The 18,793-nt window shown below is 56.5% G+C and carries 20 protein-coding genes; 6 read left to right on the forward strand and 14 right to left on the reverse strand.

The features are described 5' to 3' along the window. The first annotated feature begins 1 nt into the window (after position 1). Positions 2-559 carry an SGNH/GDSL hydrolase family protein gene (locus tag MHZ97_RS16595; protein WP_255729623.1) on the forward strand — a complete coding sequence of 186 codons (558 nt, stop codon included), beginning with the start codon at positions 2-4 and terminating at the stop codon, positions 557-559. On the opposite strand, the gene MHZ97_RS16600 is transcribed toward MHZ97_RS16595, so the two are convergent. From MHZ97_RS16600 to MHZ97_RS16630, 7 genes are all read right to left on the reverse strand, one after another. After that, positions 556-1,233: an SDR family NAD(P)-dependent oxidoreductase gene (locus MHZ97_RS16600; RefSeq protein WP_239315086.1), complete on the reverse strand. Its 678-nt coding sequence runs from the start codon at positions 1,231-1,233 to the stop codon at positions 556-558. The genes MHZ97_RS16595 and MHZ97_RS16600 overlap by 4 nt on opposite strands. Continuing rightward, entirely contained in the window at positions 1,234-1,704 is a 471-nt protein-coding gene (locus tag MHZ97_RS16605) for a YhcH/YjgK/YiaL family protein (RefSeq protein ID WP_103796547.1), read from the reverse strand. Further along, positions 1,701-2,870 (reverse strand): exo-alpha-sialidase, encoded by a 1,170-nt coding sequence (locus tag MHZ97_RS16610; protein ID WP_239315087.1) that lies wholly within the window; start codon positions 2,868-2,870, stop codon positions 1,701-1,703. Before MHZ97_RS16610 ends, MHZ97_RS16605 begins: the two co-directional genes overlap by 4 nt. Further along, positions 2,854-4,284 carry a sodium:solute symporter family protein gene (locus MHZ97_RS16615; protein ID WP_239315088.1) on the reverse strand — a complete coding sequence of 477 codons (1,431 nt, stop codon included), beginning with the start codon at positions 4,282-4,284 and terminating at the stop codon, positions 2,854-2,856. Before MHZ97_RS16615 ends, MHZ97_RS16610 begins: the two co-directional genes overlap by 17 nt. A gap of 424 nt (positions 4,285-4,708) precedes the next feature. Continuing rightward, positions 4,709-5,110, reverse strand: coding sequence for a hypothetical protein (locus tag MHZ97_RS16620; RefSeq protein ID WP_103796550.1), 402 nt, complete (start codon positions 5,108-5,110; stop codon positions 4,709-4,711). 159 nt (positions 5,111-5,269) lie between these two features. Then, entirely contained in the window at positions 5,270-6,289 is a 1,020-nt protein-coding gene (locus tag MHZ97_RS16625) for an ABC transporter substrate-binding protein (protein ID WP_375337772.1), read from the reverse strand. A 12-nt stretch (positions 6,290-6,301) separates the two neighbouring features. Continuing rightward, complete coding sequence (locus MHZ97_RS16630) at positions 6,302-8,431, reverse strand: TonB-dependent siderophore receptor (protein ID WP_239315089.1); 2,130 nt, start codon at positions 8,429-8,431, stop codon at positions 6,302-6,304. A gap of 257 nt (positions 8,432-8,688) precedes the next feature. On the opposite strand from MHZ97_RS16630, the gene MHZ97_RS16635 reads away from it, so the two are divergent. Beyond that, complete coding sequence (locus MHZ97_RS16635; RefSeq protein ID WP_239315090.1) at positions 8,689-9,066, forward strand: RidA family protein; 378 nt, start codon at positions 8,689-8,691, stop codon at positions 9,064-9,066. Positions 9,067-9,441: 375 nt separating this feature from the next. Then, positions 9,442-10,716: a Glu/Leu/Phe/Val dehydrogenase gene (locus tag MHZ97_RS16640; RefSeq protein WP_239315091.1), complete on the forward strand. Its 1,275-nt coding sequence runs from the start codon at positions 9,442-9,444 to the stop codon at positions 10,714-10,716. 33 nt (positions 10,717-10,749) lie between these two features. Here MHZ97_RS16640 and MHZ97_RS16645 read toward each other — a convergent pair whose 3' ends face one another. Then, on the reverse strand, positions 10,750-11,490 hold the full coding sequence (locus MHZ97_RS16645) for an SDR family oxidoreductase (RefSeq protein ID WP_103796555.1): 741 nt from the start codon (positions 11,488-11,490) through the stop codon (positions 10,750-10,752). 517 nt (positions 11,491-12,007) lie between these two features. Between MHZ97_RS16645 and proP the strand changes: the two genes are divergently transcribed. After that, positions 12,008-13,468, forward strand: coding sequence for a glycine betaine/L-proline transporter ProP (gene proP / locus MHZ97_RS16650; RefSeq protein WP_239315092.1), 1,461 nt, complete (start codon positions 12,008-12,010; stop codon positions 13,466-13,468). A 162-nt stretch (positions 13,469-13,630) separates the two neighbouring features. Beyond that, positions 13,631-13,969: a cupin domain-containing protein gene (locus tag MHZ97_RS16655; RefSeq protein ID WP_239315093.1), complete on the forward strand. Its 339-nt coding sequence runs from the start codon at positions 13,631-13,633 to the stop codon at positions 13,967-13,969. 338 nt (positions 13,970-14,307) lie between these two features. Here the strand turns inward: MHZ97_RS16655 and MHZ97_RS16660 are convergent, their stop codons facing one another. The 5 genes from MHZ97_RS16660 to MHZ97_RS16680 all read right to left on the reverse strand — a co-directional run bounded on the left by MHZ97_RS16660 (position 14,308) and on the right by MHZ97_RS16680 (position 16,871). Beyond that, on the reverse strand, positions 14,308-14,658 hold the full coding sequence (locus MHZ97_RS16660; RefSeq protein WP_103796558.1) for a YebG family protein: 351 nt from the start codon (positions 14,656-14,658) through the stop codon (positions 14,308-14,310). Positions 14,659-14,763: 105 nt separating this feature from the next. After that, positions 14,764-15,558 (reverse strand): SIR2 family protein, encoded by a 795-nt coding sequence (locus tag MHZ97_RS16665; RefSeq protein ID WP_033790496.1) that lies wholly within the window; start codon positions 15,556-15,558, stop codon positions 14,764-14,766. After that, positions 15,555-16,115, reverse strand: a complete 561-nt coding sequence (locus MHZ97_RS16670; RefSeq protein WP_239315094.1) for a non-canonical purine NTP pyrophosphatase — start codon at positions 16,113-16,115, stop codon at positions 15,555-15,557. Before MHZ97_RS16670 ends, MHZ97_RS16665 begins: the two co-directional genes overlap by 4 nt. Positions 16,116-16,344: 229 nt before the next feature. Then, complete coding sequence (locus MHZ97_RS16675) at positions 16,345-16,635, reverse strand: phage repressor protein (RefSeq protein WP_239315095.1); 291 nt, start codon at positions 16,633-16,635, stop codon at positions 16,345-16,347. Next, positions 16,632-16,871, reverse strand: coding sequence for a hypothetical protein (locus tag MHZ97_RS16680; RefSeq protein ID WP_239315096.1), 240 nt, complete (start codon positions 16,869-16,871; stop codon positions 16,632-16,634). The genes MHZ97_RS16675 and MHZ97_RS16680 overlap by 4 nt, the downstream gene beginning before the upstream one ends. A 303-nt stretch (positions 16,872-17,174) precedes the next feature. Here MHZ97_RS16680 and MHZ97_RS16685 point away from each other — a divergent pair, with 303 nt between their 5' ends. Then, complete coding sequence (locus MHZ97_RS16685; RefSeq protein WP_239315097.1) at positions 17,175-18,350, forward strand: glycosyltransferase family 9 protein; 1,176 nt, start codon at positions 17,175-17,177, stop codon at positions 18,348-18,350. Positions 18,351-18,373: 23 nt separating this feature from the next. Here the strand turns inward: MHZ97_RS16685 and MHZ97_RS16690 are convergent, their stop codons facing one another. Then, positions 18,374-18,718: a tail fiber assembly protein gene (locus MHZ97_RS16690; protein ID WP_239315126.1), complete on the reverse strand. Its 345-nt coding sequence runs from the start codon at positions 18,716-18,718 to the stop codon at positions 18,374-18,376. Between the last annotated feature and the right edge of the window lie 75 nt (positions 18,719-18,793).

The following is an 18,793-nucleotide window of genomic DNA, read 5'->3' on the forward strand; positions in this document are numbered from 1 at the left end:
GCTGCAGGCAAAATATGGTAGCGGTGTGCAGGTAATTAATCGCGGCGCGCCGTCGGCGCAGGCGATAGAGCTGCTGAACGGCCGCTATAAATATGAGCATAATCCGCCGTGGCAGGAGGCGATGAAAGGCTCCAGCGCCCGCCTGATTCTGCTGAACTTCGCCACCAACGATGCGCGCCACTATCACTTTCACGATATCGAAAAACCGTACCAGGTCAGCCCGCAGCGCTACAGCGAAGTGATGACCGCGCTGATCGACAGCGCCCGAGCGAACGGCAAAGCGGTGATATTGCAGGAGCCTCATCCGCTGTGCGGCCGGGCGGAGAAATGGGATGTCGCACCCTATGCCGCGCGGCTCGACGCCGTCGCCCGCGCGGAAAAGGTGCCGCTGGTTAATCAGTACCAGCGCATTCAGCAGATGCCAGACTGGCGCGCCATGATGTCGCCTGACTGCATTCATCCTTCAGAGCAGCTCTATCGCATTAAAGCGCTGGAGACCTTTAGGGTGATCGAGCAGCATTTCGGCGCGCAGCTGGCGACGCTGAACGCCCGCTCCTAGCGCAGCGAGGCGCCGCCGCAAATAACCATCTCCTGACCGGTGATGGCCGCCGCCTGCGGCGAGAGCAGAAAAGCGGTGAGCGCGGCCACCTCCTGCGGCTGAATCAGCCGGCCTATCGGCGGCACGACCGGCCGTGACGCTTCGCGGCCCGGCTGCGAGAGCATGGGCGTTTCCGTGGCGCCCGGCGCCACCACGTTGACCGTAATGCCGCGCGACGCCAGCTCTATTGCCCAGCTGCGCGCCATTCCCACCATAGCGGCCTTGGTGGCGACATACTGGGAGCGGTTGGCCGCGCCGCGCGAGGTACGGCTGCCGATCAGCACGATACGGCCGCCCGCGCGCATCTCAGGCGCAAAGCGGCTGGCAAGGATCTCCGCCGCGCGCACGTGCAGCGACCAGAGTCGCGAGCTGACGCCGAGGTTAATCTCGCCCACCGGCGCGGCGGCCATCATGCCAGCGGCATGCACCAGCGCGTCCGGTACGGAAAGATCGGCAGCGGTGCGGATAAGCGCAGGCTCGTCGGTCATATCGACCTGAACGCTGCGGAACAGCGCGCTGTCGCGCGTCACCTGGCTGCGGCTTAAGCCCGTCACCTGCCAGCCCTGTTCGAGCAGCGCGTCGACAATCGCGGCGCCAATGCCGGAGCTGGCCCCGGTTACGACTGCATGCGGCATCTAAGCCTCCAGAAGCGAACGTGGAATTTTAAACACCGCCTTGCGCACGTATCCCGGCTGAGGTGCCGCGCACAGCGCCTGATGCGGCTCGCCCGGTAAAAACAGCGCGAAATCCCCGGCGCTCAAGCGAATCGAGACCGGCAGCAGTGGCGCGGCGGCGATGAAAAGATCCGCTTTGCGCTCCTCATCGTCCGGCTGCGCCAGCGGCCGCTGACTGGCGTTAATGATCTCATTGCCCTCCAGCACCACCTGAATATCGGCCCACTGGCGGTGATACTCCGTATGGCGCTGCGCGGCTGGTTCGGTCTGCGCCGGTCCGATATGGCAAAACCACGCTGCGTCGGCGGGCTGAAAGCGGCCATCTTCGCGCTGCCGCAGCGCATCGAGCCGGCACTCTTCGCGCTCAAGAATCTCGCGCAGCGCGGCGGGCAGGCCCGCCATCGCCAGCGTCTGCAGGTTGCCGATAATCATAACCCCTCCTTTATCCACGCCGGCGAAAGGCGCACATATTTGATTGCCTGCCGGTAGAAGGTGTACGCGATATGCAGATCGCCGTCGGCGCTCTGCTTGATGGTGGGATAGGAGAATTCGCGGTTGAGTTTCTGCTGCGAATTATTGGTCATGCAGTAGCCGTCCCCTTCATCAAGATTGCGCTGCCACGGCCAGCTTTTGCCGCCGTCGGGCGACAGCGCCACCGTCATCGGCGCGCGCGGCGCACCCCAGAAGGCGCTGCGTCCTTCGCGCGCCTGCGGTTCCCTGCGGCTGTCGTCGCCGTCGTCGATTTCGTCATAGAGCGAGGCGCGCCGCTCCGTCGCCCCCGCCGCACTCATATTGTTAAACACCAGCGCCAGGGTGCCGTCCTGCAGCGTCGTGACCTGAACAGAGGAGTTGTTGTTAGGCAGCGTGGTCGGCTCTGGAGAGCTCCAGCTTTCGCCGCCATCCTCCGACTGGCTGTAGTAAATAGAGTCCGCCCATCGGCTACGAAAGAGCGCCACCAGCGCGCCGCCCGGCAGCGCGGTGATGTTCATATGCACGCAGCCGAGGCTGTCAGGCACCGCGACGTCGCGCCAGCTTTTGCCGCCATCGCTGGAGATCTTCACCGCGCTAACGTCGTCATTGCCCACCCACTTCTCGCCCGGCTGGGTGCGGCAGTAGAAGACCGGCAGCAGCCAGCTGCCGTTCTCCAGCACGGTGATCGGCTGGCGAATAAAGGTGCCAGGCTGGTCGAGGAGCGTCTCAATCGGCCCCCAGCTTGCGCCCAGGTCGTGCGACTGGCGCATCCGTACAATAGCGGTATCCTGGTTGCCGGCGAGCTGCGCCGTCCACAGCAGCCACAGCACGCCGTCCGGCGCCAGAAACAGCACCGGATTCTGTTCAGACCGCGTGGGATCGTCAGAGAGCTTTACCGCCTCGCTCCAGCGATCGGCGCCGGGCAGCAGACGCGAACTGTAGACGGAGATATCCGCCACGCCTTCCTGGGTGCCGCCGAACCAGACGCACATCAGCGATCCGTCCGGCAGCGGCAACAGGTTGGCCGCGTGGTTTTGCGGGCACGGCGACGGCAGCATCGCCGTTATAAGGCGCGCATCCTGTTCTGTCGGGCGCAGCACGCCATCGCGGTTAACGGTTACGGACATATGGGACTCCCCTCTGTTCAACGCTCTGGCGCGTTATATCTGTTTGTCGGTTTGGGATCAGGTAATCGATCGCCATGATGATGGCCGGCGTGACCAGCGCGATATACATATTATTGATGCCGAAGGGATCGCCCAGCAGATACCAGACCGAGGTCGCCACGCAGGCGCCGATAAGACCGGCGTTTGCGCCGCGTGCGCTTTTGAAAAACGGCGCGTAGAAGGCGATTACCGCCACGACCGAGATTGACAGGCGAATAGCGCGGGTAAAGAACGAGAGTTTCAGTACTTCAGGCACCAGCAGCACAAAAATCAGCGGCAGGAAGCCGATAATCAGCGATAGCCAGCGCGTGGCTTTAAACTCCTGCTCCTGGGTCGGCTTGCGGTACGGCACGTAGAAATCTTTTACCACCAGCGAGGCGATAGCCAGCGCCACGGTGCTGACGCTCACAAAGATCGAGGCTACCAGTGACGTTGTCACCACGCCCGCCATCCAGGGATTCATATCCTGCAGAAAGATCGGCATGGCGTAGAGGCTGTTGATCTCAGGGTGCAGATATTTCGCCGCGACGCCGATTACCGCAATCGCCAGCCCAATCGGCAGGCAGAAAAAGAATGCGACCCAGGTGGCGCGCTTAGCCGAGCGCACATCCTTCGTCGAAGAGATCGCCTGAATCACAAACTGGGTGCAGAAGATAGAGCCGATGGTGCCGATTAGCCAGGCGACAATGGTGCTGGCGCCGACGTGACCATCCCACGTCCAGTAGTAGCTGGGCATCTGCTCCATCATGGGCGTAAAGCCGCCGGTTTTATAAAGTGCAAAGCCCATAATGGCGAGAATGCCGAAGTATTTCAGCGCGCTGTGCAGCATAGTGACCCACGCCAGCCCTTTCATGCCGCCAAAGCAGAAGTAGAAGGTGCTGACGATGGCGGTAATAAAGGCCGCAACCGGCAGGTTAACCTTCAGAATGGTCGAAATCGCCGCCGCGCCGCTCACGTAGTTGCCCACGTTCACCAGCAGCAGCGCGTAAATCATAATCACGGAGATAATGTTCTTGGTCGTCGTGCCATATTTTTCCGCGATAGCACCGGAAATGGTGATTTTGCCGGTGCTGTAGATGCGTTTTACCAGCAGGAAACCAAACAGCGGAAAGCCGATCGCCGCACCGATCACCGACCAGGAGGCGGCGAAACCATCTTCAAAGGCGGCCTGCGCGGTGCCAATGGTCGATTTGGCACCGATATATTCCGACATCAGCAAAATACCGACCACCAGCGCGGGCATGGCGCGCGATCCTTCCATAAAGTCGCCGCTGCTTTTGCTGCGCAGCCGCCAGGTCAGCCAGGTGGTGAACAGAATATAAGCCACCACGATGCCGACGATAATCAGGGTATCTTCAGCGTTAAACGTATTCATCTGAGCCTCTCTTGAGGACGAGCGAAACCGTGAGGGTCATGACCCTCGTCTATTTTGCGATGAGTAAGGGCGCGTGCTGGCGAGCTAGCGCGTCGCCGTGAAAGCTGAAGCGCAGAGCCGCGGCGGCGCGGCGGCTGAGTCAGTGCAGCGCGTGCTGCTGTTAAGGTTTGCCACGTTGGTCTCCTGTAGGGATGGATATTGATTGAATTTAATCATCGCACTTTCTGTTGAAGGCGTTACAGGAGAGTTTATAGGTTAATCCGCACAATAATAAATTGATCGTGCTCACATATGGTCAAATATGATTGCATACAATCATTGGCGACGATAAAGCTTTCAGGCGCGCAGGCGCGGGTAGCGGGCAGGATGGAAAAGAAGAAAGAGAAGCTGGCCGATCGGCGGCTGACCGGCCAGAGAGCGGCGTTTAGCCTTCGGTCGCGGGCGGCGTCCATTCGGTAAAGGTCGGCTTGTCGCTTTTCACCTCATAGGCGACATGCTTCACCTCGCCTTTGGCGGTGTTCACTTCAACCGGATTGATAGTGACGCGTCCCAGACCAAACAGGGTAGCGACGTAGCCGCCGATTTTATGTTTGCCTGGCGTCAGGAAGAGATCTTTGCTCTGCCCGCCGTTCAGCTTGCCGGCATCTTTGCCATCGACGGTGACAAACACCGAGGAGCCGTCATCGGTACGCGTCATCACGTGGGAAACGCTGACCTGTGCGGGACCGGCGGCAAAGGTGGGATCGTCCTGGTAAGAGTGTTTTTTCGCGCATCCGGCGAGCGCGACGACGGCGAAAAGAGCTATCGGGGAAAAACGTGCAATCATTGTTTTTGTCAGACCTCAGCTGCGACTAAGGGGTTATTTTAGCGCTACGTCACACTTTCTCCCAGCGCACATTGCCTCGGCATGTTCCGAATTCAGCTGCTTTGCTGCTTTTTACGCCAGCCGCCGCACACTTTGTTCAGCCAAGCGCGGCTGGCGATTTCAGCCTGAAATCGGCGGCAAACCCGCCAGTATCCTTTCCGCCTCATCCGCGCGCAGCGGGTAATCGTAAAAGCGCTGATAGAAGGTGCGGGTGGCGGCGATCATATCGAGCTGAGGAAAGCGCTGCGGATGCAGCTGCTTCGCCGCCCAGAGGATCTGCAACGCCACTTCCGTGCCATAGCGGTCCCAGGGAAATACCCCCGACGGATTTTGCAGCACGCGATGCGCTTTTACCGCCTTCACGCCGCTGAACAACGCGGCACAGGGCGAATCCTCCAGCCTGCCCGCGTCTGCGCCGATAATGATCACATCAGGATCCCAGGCGATGACCTGCTCTGGCGAAACCTCTTTCATATTGCCTGTCACCTGCGCCGCCGCGTTTCGGCCGCCGGCGAGCCGGATCCAGCTGTCAATCAGCGTCTGGCCACCATCAATTTTCAGCGGATGCAGCGACTGGATATGCAGCACGCGCGGCCGCTGCGCGTCGCTCAGCGACGCGGTTTGCGCGCTGACGGCGGCGATCTGCGCATCCAGATAGTGGTTATAGGCCAGCGCCCGACGGTGCGCCTCCGGCGTGCCGACTACCTGTGCGGTGGTGAGCAGCGAACGTTTCATCGACGCCACATCGTCAAAGCGCATGCTCAGCGTCGGGATTGCCGCCTGGCGGTAGCTTGCCGCATCGGGATCCTGCGCGGGCACAAAGATGGCGTCGACGCCGCGCGCCACCAGCGCCTCGCTAGAAAAGGTTTTGCCGCGCGCCTGTAGCGCCTGGTTTAGCGAGGGCTGCACCTTAAACATCCACGGCCGGTCTGCCGGATGATTCACGGTGGCGACAATAAGATCCCCCGCGCCCAGCGTCATTAGCAGCGAGTGGTGTGCATACCAGGCGTCGGCAATGCGATGCGCCGGGTGCGGCAGTTCGACCTGTTGCCCCAGGTCGTCGGTCAGCGTGGCGGCGCAAGTGACGCCTGCCGCCAGGCTCAGCGTCAGCGCCAGGCTGGCCCGCAGTAACATTCTCATTGTTCAGATTCCTTAAAAATCGAGCTGCATTGAAACCTGCACCTGACGCGGCTCGCCGAGCGACGCGCTGGCATAGCCCGCGCCGCTGTAGCCATTAAGGCCGCCCGGCACGATATTGGTCCAGTAGTGACGGTTGGTCAGGTTGGTGACGTCAAGGCGAAAGGTTGTGTCGGTGTTCATCAGGCGGGTGTGATAGCCCGCGCCCGCGTCCAGCGTGGTGTAGCCGCTTACCCAGCCGCTGTTGGCGTTGTCGGTGGCGCGGCGTCCGACATAGCGAGCACCGCCGTGCAGATCCGCGCCGCTAAGGCCAGGCAGATCCCAGGCGGCGAACAGACTGGCGCTGTAGCGCGGCAGCCCCACCACCCGTTTGCCCTGCGTCGCGCTGCTGGCGGTATCGAACAGACGCGGATCGAGCCAGGTCATGCCGCCGTAGATATGCAGTCTCGGCGTCACCTCGCCGTCCGCCATCAGCTCAAGGCCGCGGTTGCGCTGCTCGCCGTCTACCGCATAGACGCCGCTGCCGCTGGTATAGGCAAAGGGACGTTTAATCTCAAACAGCGCCGCCGTCAGCAGCAGCCGATTCACCGCCAGCTTAGCGCCGATTTCCGCCTGCCTGCTGCGGTAAGGCGCAAGGATGGTGCCGGCGTTGCTGGCACCCGTCGGCGCGGCGTCCCCCTGCTGCAGGCTGTCCGCCCAGGTGAGGTAAAGCGTCAGCGGATCCACCGGCTTATAGACCAGGCTGGCGGAGCCGGAGAAGCCCTTATCAGAGGATTCGCTGCTGCGCGCGCCGGTTTTAGCGTAGTTAGCTGAACTCAGCAGACTTTCGCTGCCCGCCAGCATCAGACTCCACTGGGGTGAAAACTGCAGATTATCGCTCAGCAGAAAGGCGTGCTGCGTGGCGGTGGCGGAGTGATAGCGGTCGGTAAAGTCGGGATAGTCAGGACGCTCAAAGCGCGAGGGCTGTTCCAGCGAGGCGCTGCCCAGCGTCGAGGTCGCGCCGCGCCGCGGATTCATATTCTTCCAGACAAAACCGCGGATGCCGGCAGCAATCTGATGGTGGATCCAGCCCGTATCGACTTCGCCGTTCAGGTTCGCCAGATAGCTGTTGATGGTAAAGCGGCTGGCGGTGGAGGAAGAGGTCGTCGTGGTGTAGCGCCCCGCCCGATCGGTAAAGGTGTTGGTAACGCCGGTCGATTCGCGATCGGCGATCTGGCGCAGCACCCCGACTTCACCCTGCCAGTTGCCGTCAAAGTCATGCCTGAGGCGCAGCCCTGCCGTCAGGGTATGGTTATCGTCGCTCGCATAAGATTGCCCCAGCCCGGCCTTTTTCGGGTCGGGCGCCGCCGGGAAGGTCAGGCCGTTGCCCAGCGCGAATTTCCCCGGCAGGCCTTTATCGTAATAGTGGTAATAGCTGAAGTTACTCTCCAGCACGGTGCTGTCGCTGAGGTTAGCGTCCAGCGCGAGGCTCACCAGTTGACGGCGCACCTTACTGCCGCTGACATAGCCACCGCCCTCGTCATCCAGCAGATTAAGGCGATAGCGCAGGCGATCATTTTGATCGAGCGGGCCGCTGAAATCCGCCGCAAGATTATGATTGCCGCCGCTGCCGCCGCCGATCCTCAGGTGATGCTGCGGCAGATCGGTGCCGCGCTTCGCCACGAAATTAAACAGCCCCGCCGGATTAGCCGGGCCGTAGAGCGAACCGGCCAGGCCGTTTAGCACTTCGATATGGTCAAACTGCTCTGCCGCGTAGTCGGTAGTCGAGACGACGTTCAGGCCGTCGATCATACTGTTCTGCACCACGCTGCCCTGCATGCCGCGCGTCTGCGGGCGGACGCCATCTCCCTGGACCGACGGCATATAGCGATAGAGCGCGCTGACGCTTTTTAGCTGCTGCTGCTTCATCATTTCACGCGAGAGCGACTGGACAGAGAAAGGCGCGTTGCGCACCGCCAGTCTGCCGGCATTGCCCAGCATAGCGCTTTTTTGCGTGGCATCCTCCTGGCTGGAGAGCGATGGCGGCGCAGCGGAAACCGTTAGCGTCTCATCGCTGGCTGGCTGTGCGCCCTGGGTCTGTAGCGCGGTGAAAATAAGCAGGCTAAGCGCCTGAGGTTGAAAAAGCGCGCGGGTCATACATTTCATTTTTATTAAGTCAGTTCTGCAGGTGATATTAACGGCGGGAAAGCGTAACCTGAATTTACCACTTTCGTTGTATTTGAAATTATATAACGATAAGGCGATTTATTCACAGCGGCAATCTCTTATGACGCGATTAGCCCGGTCAATAGCGGCGAGGCGGCAGCAAAATAGCCGTGCATATTTAGCTGCTTTTATCAACGCGATCGGGTGATGCCCGGCAGATATAGCCGTTACCCCTGCCCTGAATGAAAGGAAAACAGATGTCAGCTATCGAAAGAATTAATTATCCCGCGCTGGGCGAAGTTAAGGCGCCCTATGTTCATGCGGTAAAGCACGGGAATACGCTTTATGTTTCCGGCCTGACCGCATACGGCAGCGCCGCGCAAACCGGCTCTGTCGCGGAGCAGGCGAAGGTGATATTTGACCAGTTCCAGCTGATCGCTGAGGCGGAAAATAAAACGCTCAGCGCCTTACTGAAAGTCACGCTATTTATCACCTCTTTCGAGGATATCGACGCCCTGCGCCAGGTGCTGTTTCATTATTACGGCGACCATTTGCCAGCCAGTTCTTTAGTGCAGGTGAGCGCACTTTTCTCGCCCGATCTCAAAATCGAAATAGAGGCAGTGATGGCGCTTTAATTCAGCCTCGCCCTTCTGCCATTACGAAAAGTAATCCACTTATTAATCTGGCTCATGCGGCGAATTTACTCTGCCAAGTCAATACGCAGCGGGCGTAATTTGTTCAATTTATGAGACAACTCAAGGAACTGAAAAGTGACAAAAAATCCTGTTTATGCAACAAGCATGCAACATAAGCACATCTTTATTCAGTGCGGCGCGGCCAGCCACATTATTTATGCACTGCGCTGCACCAAAATGTAGCAAAACGCCTGTTTTCAGCCGCGGAAGAAAAATTATCTTTCTTCGGTAAGTGGTAAATTAACGGGGTGCGGTTTGATCCGCTCCCCATCCACGGCAACACATAATAAACGACTTTAAAAAAGAAAGGTCTTTATGGAAAAGTTATCCTACGCGTCTGAAAACAGTACATCTGCCTGGTCCACCTACCTTCAGCAAATCGACCGCGTCGCGCCCTATCTGGGCGAGCTGGGACGCTGGATCGATACGCTGCGCCATCCAAAACGCGCGCTGATTGTCGATATCCCGCTTCAGATGGACGACGGCTCTATCCGCCACTTCGAAGGCTATCGCGTGCAGCACAACCTGTCGCGCGGGCCGGGTAAAGGCGGCGTTCGCTACCATCCCAATGTCGATCTGAACGAAGTGATGGCGCTCTCCGCCTGGATGACCATCAAGTGCGCCGCGGTCAATCTGCCCTATGGCGGTGCCAAAGGCGGCATCCGCTGCGATCCCTTCGCGCTGTCGGAAGGCGAACTGGAGCGCCTGACGCGCCGCTACACCAGCGAAATCGGCATCATTATCGGCCCGCAGAAAGATATTCCCGCGCCGGATGTCGGCACCAACAGCAAGGTGATGGCGTGGATGATGGATACCTACTCCATGAACAGCGGCACCACCGTAACCGGCGTAGTCACCGGCAAGCCGGTCCACCTGGGCGGCTCGCTGGGACGCGAGAAGGCGACCGGACGCGGCGTCTTTATTACCGGCCGCGAAGTGGCGCGCCGCGCGGGCATTCCCGTTGAGGGCGCGCGCGTCGCGGTGCAGGGCTTCGGCAACGTCGGCAGCGAAGCAGCGCGTCTCTTCAGTGAAGCAGGCGCCTTTATCGTGGCGATCCAGGATCACAGTGCGACCCTCGCCAACGCCAACGGCATCGATATGGCGGAGCTGTCACGCTGGCAGCAGGAGCACAAGCAGATCCTCGGCTTCCCCGGTGCGGAAAAGATCGATGAAGAGGCGTTCTGGCGCACCGAAATGGATATCTTTATCCCTGCGGCGCTGGAAGGACAGATCACCCGCGAGCGCGCGGAAAGGCTGAGCTGTAAGCTGGTGCTGGAGGGCGCCAACGGCCCAACCTATCCCGAAGCGGACGACGTACTGGCCGAACGCGGCATCATCGTAGTGCCGGACGTTATCTGTAACGCAGGCGGCGTAACGGTCAGTTACTTCGAATGGGTCCAGGATATGGCGAGCTTCTTCTGGAGCGAAGATGAGATCAACGCGCGCATGGATAAGATCATGACCGACGCGATGGTACACGTCTGGAACAAAGCCAAAGAGAAAGCGTGTTCGCTGCGTACCGCGGCCTATATCGTTGCCTGCGAACGCATTCTGATGGCGCGTAAAGAGCGCGGCATCTATCCGGGTTAATCGCTTAACGGGCAGCGCAGGCTGCCCCAGATTTCAGTAGCGCACCAGGCCGCCATCGACCGCGTACTGGCTGCCCGTCACAAAAGAGGCGTCGCTGGAGAGCAGAAACAGCGCGACCGCCGCCGCCTCTTCCGCCTTCCCGGCCCGCTTCAGCGGCACCTGGCTGACGATAAAATCCTCGAACTGCTGACGCGCCGTCTCCGGCATAAAATCGCGGAAATGGGTTTCGATCGGCCCCGGCACCACCACATTCACCCGTATGCCACGCGGCGCCAGCGCCGATGCCCAGCTGCGCGCCATGGCAATAATCGCCCCTTTGGTGGCGGCATAGAGGCTGGTCGTTGCCGCGCCTTCATAGGTCGAGGATGAGGAGGTGACCACCACCGATGCGCCAGGGTTAAGCAAAGAAGAGAGCCTGGCGAGCTGAAGCATCGGGCCGCGCACGTTGGCGTTCATCATGGCGTTAAACGACTCTGCGGTCACCGACTCCAGTTCGCTCAGCTCGGCATAACCAGCATTCAGCCAGAGTCCATCCAGCCGGCCCCACTTTTCCACCGCTTCACCCAGCGCCTCGATATCCGCCTCCAGCGAGGCGTCGTTGCGCAGCAGCAGCGCATTGTCGTGCAGCACGCTGTTGGCATACTGCAGTCGGCTGGCATTGCGCCCGGTTACCGCAACGCGGCCGCCCTCTGCCTGAATGCGCTGCGCCCCCGCCAGCCCCATGCCGCTGGTGCCGCCGGTAATCAGGATACGTTTGTCACTAAATCGGGCCATAACCCCTCCAGAAAAGACGCCGCGGATTTGGGCGGCGCGTGCAAAACAACACTATCTCTGAATGTTAGCTGGCGGCGGCAATAACGCGTGATTTAAGGGGTGACAGATTGATGACATTTTCGATCGGCTTATAAACTGGGTTTACAGGGTGTCGATTATTTTCAGGCCAGATTCACGAAAATACGCCCCCTGACTAGACCTCATAATAAACAGGGTTATTTGCGTTTTTAAACTTACCCGGCTCTTTTTTTACGGTTTCTTTACAGGCTAACTTCCTGAGACAAAGCGATTTAAACCATGCTGACCCGTGATTACGGCATCAACTGCATGTTTGTTCGGCTATATCAGTCTAAAAATCTGCTAATTTGAAAGCGAGGCCGTTTTTATAGTAAGGTAAATTGTTGTAAACAAGCTGCCGTAATTTATTTTAACAGGCTGCTTATAGCTTTCTTTCCCATAGTTTGTTGGCAGTTCGGCGACGAAAGCTATAAGAGCCTCATTGGTTAATGAGGATATTATGAGCACCGGGAATCAACCCACAGATAAAAGCAAAAAGCATTTCTGGCAGAAAAAGCAGAAAGAGCTGACGGTCGACGATATCACCATCGTCGATAACGATATGCTGAAGCGCGCGGTCGGCGCAGCGGCGCTGGGCAACGCGATGGAGTGGTTCGACTTCGGCGTCTACAGCTATCTCGCCGTGACCATTGGTAAAGTCTTTTTCGCCAATGCCAGTAACACCGCGCAGCTGATCGCGGCGTTCGGCACCTTCGCCGCCGCCTTCCTGGTGCGCCCTATCGGCGGACTGGTATTCGGCCCGCTGGGGGATCGCATCGGCCGCCAGAAGGTGCTGGCGATGACCATGATCATGATGTCGATCGGCACCTTCTGTATTGGCCTGATCCCCTCCTACGCCAGCATCGGCATTCTTGCGCCGATACTGCTGCTGGTAGCACGGCTGGTGCAGGGTTTCTCTACCGGCGGTGAGTATGGCGGCGCGGCAACCTTTATCGCCGAGTATTCCACCGATAACCGTCGCGGCTTTATGGGCAGCTTTCTTGAGTTCGGCACCCTGGGCGGCTACCTGCTGGGCGCCGGCTTTGTGACGGCGCTGACCTCGGTGCTGCCGGAGCAGACCATGCTCGACTGGGGCTGGCGCGTTCCCTTCTTCGTCGCCGCGCCGCTCGGCCTGTTCGGCCTCTACGTTCGTCTGAAGCTGGAAGAGACGCCGGCGTTCCAGCAGCATATGGAGAAGCAGGAGGCGCTGGAGCATAGCAAACCGAAAATGACGGTGATGCAGATGCTGAAGAAGTACCACAAGCCGATGCTGAAATGTATTGGTCTGGTGCTGCTGTTTAACGTCTCCAACTACATGCTGACCTCTTATATGCCGAGCTACCTGACCGGCGTCCTCGGCATGGGCGAGCTGAGCAGCCTGCTGCTGATTATGGTGGTGATGTTCGTGATGATGCCGCTGACGCTGTTCTGGGGTCACTGGGCGGATCGCCTGGGTCGCCGTCCGGTCATCGGCAGCGGCGCTATCGGCCTGATCCTGCTGGCTATCCCCTGCATGATGCTGGTGGCCTCAGGCAATATGTGGCTGGTGTTTGCCGGACTGATCGTGCTGGGCGCGCTGCATACCTGCTTCAGCGGCTCGATGCCTGCCACATTGCCGGCGCTGTTCGTTACCGATATCCGCTACAGTGCGCTGGCCATCGGCTTTAACCTGTCCGTCTCGCTGTTCGGCGGCACCACACCGCTGATTACCGCCTGGCTGGTGGACAAAACCCATAACCTGATGATGCCCGCCTACTATCTGATGGGCGCAGGCGTGATTGGTCTGCTGACCGTGCTGACGCTGCATGAATCGGCGCGTAAGCCGCTGCGCGGCTCCTCGCCTGCGGTGGCCACCGAGGCCGAGGCGCACCGCCTGGTGAAAAAGCTGCGCTCGCGTAATAAAGAGCGTCCGGCGCAGTAATTTCTGCCGTACTACCTCACCCTAAAACCCGCCGGCGGCGGGTTTTCTTTTATCCGCCGTATGAAAAGCGCGCATTCATAGCGAGATGATTGAAAAGGCATGTTTTTTTCCGCTCAGAATCGTTATGGTATCGGTTCCACGGAACGAGAAAGGAAGATCATTATGGTGTCGAAAGAGAACGCCGAACACTATATCTGGGGCGACCAGTGCGACGGCTGGATACTGATGCAGCGGCAGGATCTCAGCATTATCCACGAGCGGATGCCCGCTGGCACCGAGGAAATTCGTCACTATCACGCCCAGAGTCGTCAGTTCTTTTTTGTATTGCGCGGCACCCTCTGTATGGAGCTTGAGGGCGAGCGTCACCTGCTCAACTCACATCAGGGGCTGGAAGTTCCTCCAGAGGCAAAACATCAGGCGCGAAACGACAGCGACAGCGACGTTGAGTTTCTGGTGGTCTCTCACCCCACCACGCGTGGCGATCGCACTGACCTGCGCTAAGGTTTTTGATCGAGGCCGATGTAGCAGCTAATCGCTGTATGCAGGTTTTTTGATCCAAAACAATCCAGCCCGCGCCACCTTCTGTCAATTTGTGTCAACGGTTTCGATAACCGCACACTTAATGGAGGCAGGCTGATGACGGGTAAATTCGGATTAACGGCGGGTATGGTGGTGTGGCTGGTCTATGTGGCATGGATGGTAAGCTACTACTCCGGCACCTTTTCTCTCTTCACTCACTGACGCATACAAGGCTACTCGCCTGACCACAGACGCTTCGCGCATACAAAAACGCGCCGCAGGTAAAAGCACTGCGGCGCGTTTTAGTGTGATGCAGGAACTTAAGCCGCTTTAACGGCGCGCACCTTTTTGGTCTGCGCAACGTCGCCTTCGCCATTTTCATCAGCGTGCTCTGCCGCGCGAGCCTTTTTCGCTGCATCAGCGGAGTCAGACGCATCCGGGAGCTTGCTGGTGCGCAGAATATGCTGAATCGCCTCTTTCTGCTCTGCAAGCAGCAGGCCGAGGGTTTCCGCCTGAGACTCGTCCATATCGGGCTGATGCTGCGCTAACCAGTCGGTAAAGGCCTCCGCCATATCGAGCATCTTATCGTAGGCATCCGCCTCTTTTTTGCTGGCAAACGTCATTTTCTCTTCACCCTTCTTGACGACTACGTATTTAATTTCGACAGCCATTTTTGCCTCTCCGATACTGTTAATATATACAGTATATCCCTCATGCGGCCGGATTGCATCCTTTTTTCAAGGCGATTGTCTTAACAGGTGAAGAGCGATAATTCATTATGAAATCAGCTCGTTAAGGAAGTCTGCCAGCGCCTTGCGCGGATCGTCCTCTTCCGAGACGATCATTTCAATGCCCCACTGCCCCAGCACCTCGCGCGCCACCGGATTGTTACGGTTGGTGAAGAGATAAGACTTTGGCCGCGCGGTCGCCAGACCGGTTCTGCCCCACATTTTGGTCAGGCGGTAGAACAAGAGGCGGATATTAAAATCGCTGATGCTGTAGCCGACGAACAGCACCGAATTGCCCATCACGTCGTGGGTCAGTTTAATATCGAGCGGCGAATCGAAATAGAGACGTTCGAAGTAGCTGCTCTCATCCAGCACAATCGAGGTATCGTCGTCGAAATCACCGTGCAGCTTGATGATATGCCGCTTGTCTTCGGTCAGTGCCACCAGGTCCGCCGCGTTGGCGACTTTGCTGTAGGGAACGCCGTGCGCCTCGTGCGCTGCTTCCAGCCAGCGGTCGTAATTGGTGGTGTAGATGCGGCTAAAGTTGCCCTGGGTAATCATGGTATGAATTTCTGAGGAGCGGACATCAATGTCCGGCCGGTGCCACTCGCGATCCATCCAGCTGCGCAGCGGGCCAAGCGAACCTTTCTTCTGTTTGTAATACTCCGCCAGCGAAAGATGGGTGCCGTAGGTGTTGAATATTTTGGGATCGTAGCCCAGCTCATTCGCCAGATGGGCTATCAGCTCATGCCACTCCGGCAGCCCCAGATTGCGCGATATGCCCGCACCGGCGAACAGGATCAGTTTGCCGGAGTCGTAGGCGCGTTTTAGTTCAGGTTTCATGCCACTCCTCGGGCGATTTTCAGGAATTCGGCGAAGCGGTCGAGCGCCAGCTTTCGCATAGAGATCTCATTTTTCAGCTCGCCCATCTCGGCGAAGGTCTGGCTATGGCCTTCCGGAATAAAGACGCAGTCCCACTGAAATTCGCGCGGTCCGACGGGCTGGGCGGTGATGGTGCCACGAACTTCGCCGTGAAACTGGTACATTTTGCGTCCGTCGCAGTAGCCCAGCACGGTTTTCGCCGTGACCGCCTGGCTGTCGAGTCCCTGCACCAGCTTGGCGAAACGCTCCGCCTCTAGCCGGTTCCAGAAGATGCGCGTCAGCCCGGCCGGCAGGCCATTCAGCCCATCAAGGTAGAGGCCGGTATGCTCGACAAAGAGCGGACGGCCGATAATGGAAAAGGCCTTAGTGAGTTTGTCACGCACCAGCGCAATTTCGTTTTCCGTCTGGATTTCATCGATACGGCGGGCGATAGGCAGAACGTCGACGCCTACCGGTTCGAGGATTTTTCGTACCTCGGTCAGCTTATGCTCATTGGCTGACAGAAAGCGGATTTTCATTGCAAGCCTTTGTAGTATCTTTATTTTTGTTTTTATGCATTGAAATATTATCCTGCTACTTATCCGGTTTATGTTTTGTTGCCTGAACCGTTGCATGATAAAGCGAGGATGGTTGGGAAGAGTCTAGCTGACTCCCGAGAGTGGATAAAACCATTATACCGTTAGTGCGGAATTGAGCGCAAAGGTCGCGCGGCACACCTTTGCGATTACGAAGCGTTGATAGCAGTTTTCAGATGGTCGGGCGGAACTCGTTGTCATCGTCCAGAATGGTCGTGGTGACTTTACCCAGCACTATGATTCCCTCCGGCCCTTCCCCGTCTATCGTTTCGCCATCCTGCGTGATAAGTCCGGAAACGAACAGTTTGCCTACCATCGGATAGCCGTCGTACTGGAACGCCACCTCGTCGCCTGGCTTCATCTTTACGCCGCGGTCGACGATGACAAAACCTTCAGGCGTTTCGATGCGGAACGCGCTTGAAAATGGAAGCTCGAAGCTCTCTTCTGTATATGGCGCGCTCATCTCACATACCCCATGTTGCGCAGCGCCCACGTCTTGTTCTCTTCTCCGTCCGTGACGAGCTCGAAGAAGAAGGTCTGATATCGCTTAATCCAGCGGTTGCACTCTTCCAGCGGCCAGTGATGGTTGTACTTTTCGAGCGCTAATCGGAAGTCGTTGGTTGTCACTAACCGCCGATTTTTAGCGTCCAGTTTGATCGCATCTTTAAAGGCTGTGGTTATTTCATAATCGCGTGGCATAAGGTTGCCCTAAAAAATTACTGTATATAAACACAGTAATGTTGGGGTTGGATTTTGGCAAGCCGCTGCGGTTCGGATTTTTGTAAAGCTGGGACTGGCACGGGGTTAGATCTGGATAAGCAAGGCGCGGATGGTTAAGCTTTATTCACCCCACCCCGTAGCCTGCTCAGATCGGCGCGGTATACCTCTGCCCCGTCGCCGAGTCTTTTTCATAGATTTACTGGTAAATGAAAAATTCATGATCACTCGTGCTTTGTACAATGCCTTTAGAAATATTACAATTCTAAAGAATCTATTGGCGTCATGTTAATGACTCGTTTTCACTATGATTTTACTGCCATTAACAAACGATTTGACCCAAAACATCGAAATAACGAAAACACACTGGAAGAAATGATGTATTTATCAAAAAAGGCTAAAGTAGCAAGAAGTTTTATAGAGCATAATGGCTTAAGCTTGTTTCTACGCATAATATGGATGGCTTCAGCCAAGAGAGTAAGGAAGTTAATCCCGGAAAGAAAAAGAAATAATATCATTTTTTTCATATTGCCTACTAAAGGATTGGGTGACTACATCATATTCTCAGGGCTTTTTAATACACTCAAGAATTCGGGATATAGAATTGGTTTAATTTGCAACCCTTCATATGTAAACTTTCTTTCTAATCAAAGCTTCATTGAATGGGTTGTACCATATTCGGATTCCTTGAACAGAAAGTCTATTTCTAGTTTAATCAAAGATAGAGTTTATCTTGCAATCGATCTGTACGGCGATAACTTGAGAACACCCCAAAGATTGCGCTCCCTTTTTGCCATCAACCCCAACTTCTCAACTTGCTTCAACGGAAACGGAATTAGCCGAGCGTGCTTCGATGAAACTGTAGAATATTCGTGTACTGATAAGCACCTTACAGATAGGGGCAACATACTTCTTAAAAAGCTCAAGATCAATGAAACCTGTCTCAAATACAGCATAGAAATCCCCAAAGATGACAAACAAAAAGCCAGAATTTTCGTTGACTCAATAAACAACGGGATATTATGCTTATGCCCATTTGCCAGTAACTTTAATCGAAGTTTGCCTGACGATAAAACGGTTGAGATTGCAGAAGAATTATCTAAGGCGAGTGGATTAGATGTTGTCATTATGGGCTCTAGGGATCAACTTAGCGGGCTAGAGCTTAGTTCAAGTAAGGTTCACAAACTTCCTGATGTGAGTATATTTACTGCAATGTCTGTTGTTGGCATGGCCCATTTTATCGTTTCTGTTGATACCTCGTTCGCTCACATATCAAACTTTTTTGACAAGCAAGGGCTATTTATATACAACCAAGAAATGTGGGATAATTTTTCAATAAGAATTGTGTTTGGAGCGAATTATGGAAATGCAAACTATATAGTTTCCCCAACGTACGCTGTCAGGGATTTAACCCCGCAACAAATCATTAGCGCTGCAATCCCGTTGATTGGAGGGATCTAGTTAAATAGCCCCTGACGGGGCTTTTAAGGCATAGCGGGCCATAAGATATCTTCACTTGTGTTTGCATCTATTCTGTTTACAGCAACCCGATACTGTTTCCATTCCTTCAGGGATGCTGTTTCTTGGTCATTTGCATCATCCAGGTCTACAGCATCTTGAAGCGGCGCAATCGCCTCTGTAGCCAACGCAATAAGGCTCGATTTCATTGCAATGTTATTGGCAATCTTAAGCTCTTTTTGCTCATTTAATTGTTCGTCAGTAAGGGGCGGGGCAACAAATGATTTTCCGTTAAATCCCCATCCTGTGGAAGGCTGATTACCTTCCTTATCAGGAACAGCCGCGAAAGTTACACCCTTTTCAAATTCCATGGGTGTAACCTCAGGTCCATCCCATACAATGCAACTGATAACTTTACCATCCTGAATTAAAGCGTATGTTTCTGG

It is taken from the genome of Pantoea sp. ACRSC (assembly GCF_022346785.1).
Classification (GTDB): domain Bacteria; phylum Pseudomonadota; class Gammaproteobacteria; order Enterobacterales; family Enterobacteriaceae; genus Pantoea; species Pantoea alvi.